Raw genomic sequence first — 10,858 nt, 5'->3', positions numbered from 1 at the left:
CCACCGTGGCTGGTCTGAGTCTCACCTGCTCACCGCCCTGGATTACTGGCTTTATTCCAGGTCGATCAACACGCAGCCGATGTCTGATTTCGTGTCAAACACGATCCAACCAAGGAAGGAACCGGTTAGTACGCCTAGTGATAAGCCCGTCGAGATTGATACCCATATCGATACCGAACACCCCTGGGAAGACGGTCTAAACATCCGTAAAGGCCAGATCGGACGTTAACGACACGCCGCCATTAGACCCACTTTTTGTCTATTAACCCTTATTTTCTCAATGGCCAGCTCTACGTGCCGCTTCTTTGCGCCCTACCTCAGTTCCGGATGCGCAGCGCCCAGCAAGCTACCGCGCTCGCGGCCGCTACATTGAGAGAATCCACATGCCCGGCCATGGGGATAATAACCCGGGTCTGAGCGCTCGCAACCGTGCGCGCACTCAGGCCGTCCCCTTCTGTTCCGAGGATAAGCGCTACTCGCGAATCCGAGGCCAGCACATCAGCCCGCTGCGCAAAGTCATCAAGAGTTTCGGCGTCGTCTTCCAACGCCAAGGCGGCCGTTAAGAAACCGAGCTCGTGCAATTTTTCGATACTGCGCGGCCAGTCGTGGATCCGCGTCCACGGCACCTGAAACACGGTCCCCATAGATACCCGCACGGAGCGGCGATACAGCGGATCGGCACAGGTATCGGTCACCAGCACCGCATCAACCCCGAGTCCGGCGCAAGAACGGAAAATGGCGCCCACATTCGTATGATCTACCAAGCCTTCTAGAACGACGACGCGCCGCGCCCCACGCCCTGCGCGCGCCTGCGATAGCAGCGTGGCAACATCGGCCAATTCCGGGCGGTGCATCGCGGCTAGCGCACCCCGATGCACTTTGAACCCGGTCACCGCCTGGAGCATGTCATCAGTGCCTACGTAGATAGGGACTTCAGCTCCCTCCGCTTCCCAGCCGCAACGTAATAAGCACGCCTGTAAATCCGGTAGCCACCGCGGTGAGCTAAGAAAAGATCGCGGCTGGTGGCCAGCTTGTAAAGCCCGCTCGATGACTTTTGTCGATTCGGCCATATACACCCCGCGCTCGGGTTCCAGCAGGCGGCGAAGATGCACATCTGTCAGCCGGAAATAGTCATCGAGTTCGGGAGCGGCAACGTCATCGAGGTAAATCAACACATAGCAAGCGTGCCACCGTGCCGGTGCCAGACACAAATCACCGGGGCTACCCATCGCGCAGAACGTGAGGGTAGCCCCGGTTAGTTATATTGCAGCAAGGCCACGGCATTACGCCGCAGGCGAGCTTTTATCTTCGCTTAGTTCTTCGGGATCTGGGTGGGATCGGAAACGGAACCGCGGGCATCATCAACCGCGCGATTAGCTTCTCCACGCGCATCGGCCAGCGCCGAATCAATATCCGGGAGGGTGGTTTCCTTGAGTACATCGGCCACATCAGCCGCATTCTCAAAATCTACCCCGGTGGGACCAGCCGGGCTGGGTTCATCTCCCCCGCCGCTGCGGCCCCCACCAAAGCCCTTCTGCACCGCGTCGAGTGCGGCGGTGAGCTCGGTAGGAACAATCCACAGCTTCGAGGACTGGGAATTGGCGATCTGCGGCAGCGTCTTGATGTACTCGTAAGAGAGCAGCTTCGGATCGGCATTACCCTTGTGGATCGCGTCGAAGACTTGGAGGATAGCCCGGGATTCACCCTGAGCCTTGAGAACGGTGGCCTGCGCTTGACCTTCGGCCTTGAGAATAGCCGATTGTTTTTCACCCTCAGCAGTCAGAATCTGGGACTGTTTAATACCTTCCGCGGTGAGGATCGCGGCACGGCGGTCACGTTCCGCCTTCATCTGCTGCTCCATCGCGCCCTGCACCGTAGCCGGCGGGTCAATCGCCTTCAATTCCACGCGCGAAACGCGAATGCCCCACCGCCCGGTCGCATCGTCAAGTACGCTGCGGAGCTGATCATTAATACGGTCACGGCCGGTCAGGGCCTGCTCCATATCCATGGTGCCGATGATATTACGCAAGGTGGTCACGGCCAGCTGCTCAATACCCGTCATTGGATCGGCAATTTCGTAGGTTGCAGAGTACGCGTTCGTCACCTGATAGTAAATAACCGTGTCAATGGACACGTTGATGTTATCGGAGGTAATAACCGGCTGGGGCGGGAAGGGTACCACCTGCTCACGCATATCGATGCGCTGGCGCACCGCATCGAAGAACGGTACTAGGAAGTGCAGCCCCGGTTGCAGCACGGAGTGGTAGCGCCCCAGGCGTTCCACAACCACCTGGTAGCCCTGCTGCACCTTGATGACGGAACGGAACACCGCCACCACCACCAGGAGAAGGAGTAAGAGGAGGAGCACACCAATAATCGTGCTCGCGTTGAAATCAACATCCATGATTGTTCCTTTGTGCCGCTAGGCGGCCTCGGTGACTTTTCGGTGATACGTGAGTAGATACAACTTATGGTTCTGGGGTCACGATTGCGGTGGCGCCATCGATTGCCTGCACAAGTACGACGCCGCCCTCCGGGATGCGCCCCGCAGCGGTGCGCGCACTCCACTCATCTCCGCCAATTTTCACGCGCCCGCTGCGCTCGGTAATTTCCGTGAGCGCGTAGGCCCGCCGGCCCACCTGGGCCTCCACGTTGCCAACGGCGGCTCCGCGCGGATTGACGTGACGGCGCGCCCAGGGGCGGGCGAAGAGCAAGAGGATAAGAGCGAAAACCCCGTAGGCCACGATCTGAACCCAGAGAATATCTGTTCCCAGGGCCACCCCTGCGGTTGCCAGGGCAGATAGCCCCAACATAAGGAAAGTGAAATCGAGGGTAAACATCTCAACAATTGCGAGTGCCAACCCGGCGATGACCCAAATTTGCCACGTCATTGTTCTCCCTTTCCTGAGAGTTCCGTACTGCCGGTTTTCCGACTCCGGGCCTCTTCGTCCTCTGGTGCCATGCTACCGGACGCACTGTTACCCGGATATACCGAGCCGCACATCGACCGGTGCGGGATATTGGGATATGCCGCGCGCCGGAAATTTCTAACGGGCCGCGCGCGCGGTGTACCGCCCCGCGTTTTCCTCCACCCGCAGCGGGTAGTCAAAAACATCCGAGAGCTGCGCTGAGGTAAGAACTTCCGCCAGCGGCCCAGCGGCAACAACGCTTCCGGCTTTAAGCAGCAGCATGTGGGTAAATCCGACCGGGATTTCTTCCACGTGGTGGGTAACCAGCAGCATGGCCGGGGCGTATACTTCCCCGGCCAGTCGTGACAGGGTGCCCAACAGACGTTCACGCCCGCCCAGATCCAGACCCGCGGTGGGTTCATCCAAGATAAGGACTTCCGGATTGGGCATGAGAGCGCGCGCGATCCCCAGGCGTTTACGTTCCCCGGACGATAGGTACGCAACCTTACGTTCCTCGAGGTCACGCAAGCCGAGCCGGCGCAACATGGCGCGGGCGCGGGCATCATCTGCGGCGTCGTACTCTTCATTCCACACGGCCAGGTGCCCGTACGCGGCGCTGCGCACCGCCTGGAAAACCGTTTCGCCACCGGGAATACGAGCATCGATCCCGGCGGAGGTCACGCCCACGGCGCTGCGCAGCTCCCGCACGTCTACCGTGCCGAGGCGTTCGCCCATGAGCTCTACGCTTCCCGAACTGGGGAAGAGCCGCGCGGCAGCCACCTGTATCAGCGTGGTTTTCCCGGCGCCATTCGGCCCGAAAATGACCCAGCGCTCCCCGGAATTAACATCCCAAGATACCGAGCGGAGGATTTCCGTGGCCCCGCGGCGTAGCGTTACATCTTTCAACGACAGCACGTCACCCATGGTTCTAGAATAGCGTGCTGCTGGGGCAGAGCTCGTTAGCGCCGCGGATAGTTATCCACGAGTTCCCGGTAGAACTCCATGGTTTTTTCGCCAATGGCTTCCCAGGAGAAATGATCTTCCACCCGGCGCCGGCCCGCGGCACCCATCTGCGCGGCCCGTTCCGGATCGGAGCATACCTCGTTGAGAGCCGCAGCCAGATCTGCCTCGAATTGCTCGGGATTGAGCGGGGTTCCCGTACCGTCCTGAGCTTGTTCGATAGGCACGAGCAGCCCGGTGGCTCCGTGCACGATGCAATCGGGAATCCCCCCGGTTTCGGTGCCGACCACCGGTAATCCCACCGCCATAGCCTCGAGATTAACAATGCCGAGTGGCTCATAGATGGAGGGGGTAACGAAGGTGGTGCAGCACGCTTCCAGGGCAACAATGCGATCCTGGCTGAGCATATCGTCAATCCACACCACGCCCTCGCGTTCGGCCTGCAGCTCGGCCACGAGAGCCTTTGTTTCCTCCAAAATTTCGGGGGTATCGGGAGCCCCGGCGCACAGTACCACCTGGATGCCTTTATCTACCTGCCGGAGCGCGCGCAGCAGGCCCGGCACGCCCTTCTGGCGGGTGATGCGCCCTACGAACATAATGGTGGGCCGGTCCGGATCCAAACCGTAGCTGGCGAAATACCGGCGGGCTTCTTCTTTATCCGCACTGGTTTCCGGGGCCTTCCACGCGTTCAAATCAATACCGTTGTGGATGACCCGCACCCGTTCGGGGGCAATATTCGGGTAGCAGCGCAAAATATCGGAGCGCATCGCGTGAGATACCGCCACGATTCCGGCCGCGGATTCATATGCTGTTTTTTCCAGCCAGGAACTCAAGTGGTAGCCTCCCCCGAGCTGTTCGCGCTTCCACGGGCGCAGCGGTTCGAGGGAGTGAGCCGAAATCACGTGCGGAATTCCGTAAAGAATCGAGGCGATATGCCCGGCAAAATTTGCGTACCAGGTGTGGGAGTGCACCAGATCCGCTCCCTCGACATCCGTGACCATAGCGAGGTCAACGCCCATCGTGCGCACGGCAGCGTTAGCGCCCTCAAGTTCCTTGAGGTAGTCATAACCCTGGAGCGCCACGCCCGCGGGAACATCTTTGTTCTGCGCGGGAGCGCGCGGGCCGTCGAAAGCACGCACGTGAATATCAGCGTGCTGGGCGAGCACCCGGGAAAGTTCCGTAACGTGGACTCCCGCGCCTCCGTACACGTGCGGGGGGTATTCGCGGGTCAGTAAATCAATGCGCATGGCTGCCTCCGGCTTCTTCGCCGCCGTCCGCTTCCCCACGAAGCGGATCATGCGTGCGTACTACCCCAAGGGTATCCCACCGCACCGGGAAACACAGCCGTGCCACGTATCTATCCACAGCGTGGACCGACGCTCAGCTTGTCCACACGAACCTCGAGAAGTGGGTGTTCAACTTCACGTTTTACGGTACGCTGTAGGCATGAGGAGAGATTTACGCGTTCTGGCCATCGTCCTTGCGGGAGGCGAAGGCAAGCGTCTAATGCCGCTCACTGAAGATCGAGCGAAACCCGCGGTTCCTTTCGGGGGCATTTACCGGCTGATTGACTTCGCGCTGAGTAACATCGTGAATTCTGGATACCTCCAGATCATCGTACTTACCCAGTACAAGTCACATTCGCTGGACCGCCATATTACGAGAACCTGGCGTATGTCCAACCTCTTGGGCAATTATGTAGCCCCGGTTCCCGCCCAGCAGCGGCGTGGCAAGGGATGGTTCTCCGGAAGTGCGGATGCTATCTACCAGTCTATGAACGTCATTGATGATGAACGCCCTGATGTTGTGCTCGTGACCGGCGCAGACAATATCTACCGCATGGACTTTTCCCAGATGATGGATCAGCATGTGGAATCCGGTTTTGATCTGACCATCGCCGGTATCCGCCAACCGCTGGAACTGGCACCTTCTTTCGGCGTTATCGACGTTGATGAAGAAAACCACCAGAAGGTCTCCCGGTTCCTTGAAAAGCCGCAAGATACTACCGGCTTGGGTCTGGAAGAAGCTCCGGATCAGTTCCTGGCCTCCATGGGTAACTACATTTTCAATACCGATGCCCTGGTCGAAGCATTGCAGAATGATGCCTCCGATCCCAGCTCTGCCCATGATATGGGTGGAAGCATTGTTCCGCGTTTCGTGGAGGCCGGTAATTGCGGCGTCTACGATTTCACCTACAACCGCATCCCCGGTGAAGGTGAACGCGATAAGGACTACTGGCGTGACGTGGGTACCATTGACGCCTACTACGCGGCGAATATGGATCTTATTTCCGTTACCCCGGACTTCAACCTGTACAACGAACGCTGGCCAATTCTGACCGGGTACACCGGGTTACCGCCCGCAAAATTCGTGTACGGGCATCATGAACGCCTCGGGCATGCCCTAGATTCCATTGTTTCTCCCGGAGTGATTGTTTCCGGCGGTGAAGTCATCGGATCGGTGCTCTCCCCCGGGGTGCGGGTGAATTCCTGGTCCTCGGTGCGCGAATCGGTCCTGTTGGACGGAGTGAACGTGGGCCGCAATGCCACCGTTATCCGCGCCATCGTAGATAAGAACGTCCAGATCGAAGAAGGCGCGCAACTGGGAGTTAATCACGATTATGATCGCGAACGCGGTTTCTACGTTTCCGAAGGTGGCGTGGTCGTGGTTCCCAAGAATGCGGTGGTGCGCCGCTAGGCACGTGAGTTGCTCAGCACCCACCCTGAGCTGCTAACGCAGGCCAGTATCTGTGCCCGGTATCGGTTTCCGGTACCGGGCACAGGCGTACCCATAGCCATATTTCCCTGCTTTCCACCTCCGCGAGTGACTCCCACCGCTTAGGCGAGGGAGACCAACTCCAGGTAGTCGTCGTTCCACAAATCTTCATCTCCGTCCGGGAGGAGAAGCACCCGCTCGGGATCAAGTGCGGTCACGGCACCTTCGTCGTGCGTGACGAGCACGACGGCGCCTTCATATTTACCCAGAGCAGCTAGGATTTTTTCGCGGGATGCCGGATCGAGATTATTCGTCGGTTCGTCTAGCAGTAGCACATTGGCGCGCGAGACCACCAGCATGGCCAGCGCCAAACGAGTCTTTTCACCGCCGGAGAGGACGCGGGCGGGCTTATCGGCGTCGTCGCCCGAAAACAAAAACGAACCGAGCACGGTACGTAAGCCTGTTTCATCGAACTCCGGGGCGACGTAGCGCAAATTATCCACCACAGTTTTATCAGTATCGATAAAATCGTGTTCCTGCGCGTAATATCCCAGCTTGAGGCCGTGGCCGGGGATTACTTCGCCGGTATCCGGTGTTTCCGTTCCGTAGAGCAGCCGCAGCAGCGTGGTTTTGCCCGCGCCGTTGAGCCCCAGAACGACGACGCGCGAACCGCGGTCAATCGCCAGGTCAACGCCGGTAAACACCTCCAGCGAGCCGTAGGATTTTGACAGGCCCCGGGCCCGCAAGGGGGTTTTTCCGCACGGGGACGGTTCCGGGAAGCGCAGCGCTGCCACTTTGTCATCCGCGCGTTCTTCTTCCAGGCCCTCGAGCAGCTTCTCCGCGCGTTTCGCCATATTTTGGGCGGCCACCGCCTTCGTTGCCTTCGCGCGCATCTTATTAGCCTGCGCTAGCAGCTGGTCCGCCTTCTTTTCGGCATTAGCGCGCATCTGCCGGCGCCGGCGTTCATCGGTTTCACGTTGCTTGAGGTAGGCCGACCATCCCATCGCGTACTGGTCAAGAGCTGCCCGGTTGGCATCTAAATGCCACACTGCCGTGACCGTTTCTTCCAGCAAATCCACCGAGTGGGAAATCACCACAAAACCGCCCGAATAATTAGAAAGGTAATCGCGCAGCCACAGGAGAGAATCATGGTCGAGGTGGTTGGTCGGTTCGTCCAGAAGCAGCGTATCTGCCTGGGAGAAGAGCACCCGCGCCAGATCGACGCGGCGGCGCTGCCCACCCGAAAGCGTCCCCAGCGGTTGGTTGAGGACACGCTCGTCCAAGCCCAGCGCGGCAGCCATCTGGGAGGCCTGCGCATTGGCGGCCCAGCCCCCGGCCGCGGTGAACTCCTGATCGAGACGCACGTAGCGCTCCATAGCTTTTTGCTGGCGCGCTCCGGTGCATTCGGCCATATCCTTTTCCGCTTTGCGGATACGGCGAATCGTGGCGTCGATTCCGCGCGCCTCCAGGATACGATCCCGAGCTATCTGATTCGGATCCCCATCGTGGGTATCTTGCGGGAGGTAGGCAATGGTGCCGCTGCGGTGCAGGGTTCCTTCGTAGTCAACGGCATCAGACGTGGTACCTTCGCCCGCCAGCAGGCGAGTCATCGTGGTTTTGCCAGCGCCATTGCGCCCCACCAGGCCCACGCGCATACCCTTGTGGACCTGAAAACTAGCGTGCTGGACAAGTTCACGCGTACCGATGCGGATCGTGAGATCAGAAGCCGTAATCACAAGGGCCTACTTTACCGAGAAAACCGCCCGCGGGCCGCATTGCTCATCACTCTAGCGCGCCACGGGTGGACCCGGCCGGCATATGCCGGCACGCCAACGGGCCACTGGTGCGCCTAGCCCGCACGCGCGACAATGGAGAGGTGATAACAGCTTCTTCCGCACCCGAGCCGAATCCCGGCGAACAGCCGGAGAACCACACCACCTATGTGCTGCCCGTGATGATATCTGTCTGCGCGGCAGCCTGCGTATTCCTCGGGCACGGCCGCCTGCTCGTCCAACTCCTCGCCTGGCTCGGCACGGTAGCTGGCCTGGTGCTCACCGCTGTCACCCTCTCGCGCGAACAACGCGCCACTCCCGGGCAGCTGCGGTTCCGCAAGGCTGCCGGATGGAGCTTCCTCGCCTGTGTGCTGTGTGTGATCGTGGCCGCGCTGCCCCTCGGGTACGCCATCGCGCAATACTGAAGCGCGGTTGAGGAAACGCGCACGGGGTGCGCACCGGGAGGGTAGGCTCAACGTCATGAGTGTTAACGACGGCGTGCGCCTCGACGGGGCGAGAGTACAACATCGCGGCCGCGGGCGCGGTACCATCATCGGCGGCGGTATGGGCGTGACCGGCATCATTATCGCCCTGGTGTGGTACATAGTTACCGGTACTCCCCCGCCGGCGGCCCTCTCCCAGGGTGGCTCAGCGCAGGGCAACTCCGCCCAGCAATCCACCACCTCCGATTTTGCGGACAAATGCCGCACCGGGGCGGATGCCAATGCTTCCACCGAGTGTTTTATGGTGGCGATAGCCCAATCACTCGATACGTTTTGGGAGGGTGAACTGCCCCGTTCGGCTCGCACGTCCTATGAGCTTCCCGGATTCGCGCTCTTTTCTGGGGGAGTGAGCACCGGGTGCGGGAACGCGTCCAGTCAGGTGGGGCCCTTCTACTGCCCCGCGGATAGAACCGTCTACCTCGATACCACTTTCTTCGACGAGCTGGAAACCAGTTTCGGGGCAGAGAACACCACCCTGGTGCAGGCCTATGTGGTTGCCCACGAATTCGGGCATCATATCCAAAACCTCACCGGGGTATTCGAACGTATTAATCCGCGTGATACCGGTCCGGATTCTTCGCAGGTACGTTCGGAGCTGCAAGCTGATTGCTACGCTGGACTCTGGCTGCATCACGCTGCCAGCACGGTGGATCCGGCCAGCGGAATCCCGATTCTGCAAGCACCCACCCGGGAGCAGCTCGCCAGCGCGATTGATGCCGCGGCCGCGATCGGCGATGACCATATTCAAGAAAGCGCCGGAATGGATGTCAACCCCGAAAAATTCTCTCACGGGTCATCTGCCCAGCGGATGGATGCACTGACAACCGGCTACGAAACAGGCGATTTCAACGCCTGCAATACCTGGCGTTAAAGTAGCGCTGGTAGAGATAACACGGGCGCCCAGAGTTTTCTGGGCGCCCGTGCGTCGTCGTGCTAAATATTGAAACCGAGGGCACGCAGGTCATCGCGGCCGTCTTCGGTAATGCGTTCCGGGCCCCACGGAGGCAACCACACCCAGTTAATATCCACGTCATCAACAAGATCTTCCGTGGCGATAATAATGCCGTCGGTAATGGCGTCTGTGAGCGGGCAGGCCGGCGAGGTGAGAGTCATATCGAGGTGGAGATGGCGGCCGTTGGTCGTCACGCCATACACGAGGCCAAGGTCAACAATATTGACGCCGAGCTCCGGGTCGATAACGTCTTTCATCGCTTCGAGAACGAGATAGGGGTCGACGTCGTCCACCGGGCTATCGCCGTCCGTGTAAATAACTTCGCCGATATGTTCCCCGGCCCCGGTCGGGGGCGGTTGAGGCGTGCTCGTTGTGCTCAAGGTTTCCGCTACGGGAGCTGTGGCCTCGGGCTCCGGCGGGGTTGTGTCCTTCTTCTCCGTCATTGTTCCGGGGTCTCCTTTGTGTTCTGCGACGTATCTTCCGCGGCGTCATCCGCCGCGGAGCCACTCTCCTGCCCATCGGAGTTGCCGAGGTGGCAAAGAGCTTCGTCAGTGGCTTCACGGACCGCCATCCAGCCCAGCAGCGCGCATTTGATACGCATGGGGAAACGCGCGACACCGTGGAAAGCGGCGGCATCTTCCAGGGCATCCGCGGCGGCCTCGGGCAGCTCGGCCCCGCGGCTATCCATCATCTCGCGGAAATAGCTGTAGAGCGTGGCGAGATGCTCAATGGACTGCCCGGCAACCAGGTCATTCATAATGGAAATCGAGGCCTGGGAAATAGAACACCCCTGCCCCTGCCACGCCAGCTCGGCGATCTTCTCCCCATCCGGAGACAGGCGCACCTCAAGGGTCACTTCATCCCCGCACATGGGATTGACCTGGGTGGACTCCCCACGCGGCCCGGATAGCGCGCCCGCGCCAGCCGCGCGGCCCGCGGTAGCCGGACCCGCGCCGGCCTCCACCGGCGCCAGCTCGCCTTCCCCGTGCCGTTCACGCGCCGCATCGAGAATAATCTGCTGGTAGAGCTCATCAAGTTCGCTCACGT

12 protein-coding genes are annotated in these 10,858 nt (G+C 60.2%); 4 read left to right on the top strand and 8 right to left on the bottom strand.

Annotated elements, in window-relative coordinates; translation table 11 throughout:
* A partial coding sequence (locus DDD64_RS08940) for a hypothetical protein (protein ID WP_206435358.1) occupies nt 1-229 on the top strand: 229 nt, incomplete at its 5' end.
* Nucleotides 230-317: 88 nt separating this feature from the next.
* Here the strand turns inward: DDD64_RS08940 and DDD64_RS06615 are convergent.
* The 5 genes from DDD64_RS06615 to glgA form a co-directional block, all read right to left on the bottom strand.
* Nucleotides 318-1,175: a TrmH family RNA methyltransferase gene (locus DDD64_RS06615; protein WP_126135602.1), complete on the bottom strand. Its 858-nt coding sequence runs from the start codon at nt 1,173-1,175 to the stop codon at nt 318-320.
* Between the two features lie 137 nt (nt 1,176-1,312).
* On the bottom strand, nt 1,313-2,404 hold the full coding sequence (locus DDD64_RS06610; protein ID WP_126135601.1) for an SPFH domain-containing protein: 1,092 nt from the start codon (nt 2,402-2,404) through the stop codon (nt 1,313-1,315).
* A gap of 64 nt (nt 2,405-2,468) precedes the next feature.
* Complete coding sequence (locus DDD64_RS06605) at nt 2,469-2,891, bottom strand: NfeD family protein (protein WP_126135600.1); 423 nt, start codon at nt 2,889-2,891, stop codon at nt 2,469-2,471.
* A gap of 156 nt (nt 2,892-3,047) precedes the next feature.
* Nucleotides 3,048-3,833, bottom strand: a complete 786-nt coding sequence (locus DDD64_RS06600; protein WP_126135599.1) for an ABC transporter ATP-binding protein — start codon at nt 3,831-3,833, stop codon at nt 3,048-3,050.
* Nucleotides 3,834-3,868: 35 nt separating this feature from the next.
* The gene (glgA, locus tag DDD64_RS06595) at nt 3,869-5,116 is read right to left on the bottom strand and encodes a glycogen synthase (RefSeq protein ID WP_126135604.1); all 1,248 of its coding nucleotides are present in this window, start codon (nt 5,114-5,116) and stop codon (nt 3,869-3,871) included.
* 199 nt (nt 5,117-5,315) lie between these two features.
* On the opposite strand from glgA, the gene glgC reads away from it, so the two are divergent.
* Nucleotides 5,316-6,566, top strand: a complete 1,251-nt coding sequence (gene glgC, locus DDD64_RS06590; RefSeq protein ID WP_126135598.1) for a glucose-1-phosphate adenylyltransferase — start codon at nt 5,316-5,318, stop codon at nt 6,564-6,566.
* A gap of 140 nt (nt 6,567-6,706) precedes the next feature.
* Here the strand turns inward: glgC and DDD64_RS06585 are convergent, their stop codons facing one another.
* Complete coding sequence (locus DDD64_RS06585) at nt 6,707-8,320, bottom strand: ABC-F family ATP-binding cassette domain-containing protein (RefSeq protein WP_016442713.1); 1,614 nt, start codon at nt 8,318-8,320, stop codon at nt 6,707-6,709.
* A 140-nt stretch (nt 8,321-8,460) separates the two neighbouring features.
* On the opposite strand from DDD64_RS06585, the gene DDD64_RS06580 reads away from it, so the two are divergent.
* Nucleotides 8,461-8,781 carry a hypothetical protein gene (locus DDD64_RS06580; protein WP_039898853.1) on the top strand — a complete coding sequence of 107 codons (321 nt, stop codon included), beginning with the start codon at nt 8,461-8,463 and terminating at the stop codon, nt 8,779-8,781.
* A gap of 55 nt (nt 8,782-8,836) precedes the next feature.
* Nucleotides 8,837-9,730, top strand: coding sequence for a KPN_02809 family neutral zinc metallopeptidase (ypfJ, locus tag DDD64_RS06575; protein WP_126135597.1), 894 nt, complete (start codon nt 8,837-8,839; stop codon nt 9,728-9,730).
* Between the two features lie 62 nt (nt 9,731-9,792).
* On the opposite strand, the gene DDD64_RS06570 is transcribed toward ypfJ, so the two are convergent.
* On the bottom strand, nt 9,793-10,254 hold the full coding sequence (locus DDD64_RS06570; protein WP_126135596.1) for a metal-sulfur cluster assembly factor: 462 nt from the start codon (nt 10,252-10,254) through the stop codon (nt 9,793-9,795).
* On the bottom strand, nt 10,251-10,856 hold the full coding sequence (gene sufU / locus DDD64_RS06565) for a Fe-S cluster assembly sulfur transfer protein SufU (RefSeq protein ID WP_126135595.1): 606 nt from the start codon (nt 10,854-10,856) through the stop codon (nt 10,251-10,253). The genes DDD64_RS06570 and sufU overlap by 4 nt, the downstream gene beginning before the upstream one ends.
* Nucleotides 10,857-10,858: the final 2 nt, after the last annotated feature.

The sequence above is a fragment of the Actinotignum sanguinis genome (genome assembly GCF_003957255.1).
GTDB lineage: Bacteria > Actinomycetota > Actinomycetes > Actinomycetales > Actinomycetaceae > Actinotignum > Actinotignum sanguinis.
Note: the sequence above shows the minus strand (reverse complement) of the source record. Positions and strands in the feature narration are given on the sequence as shown.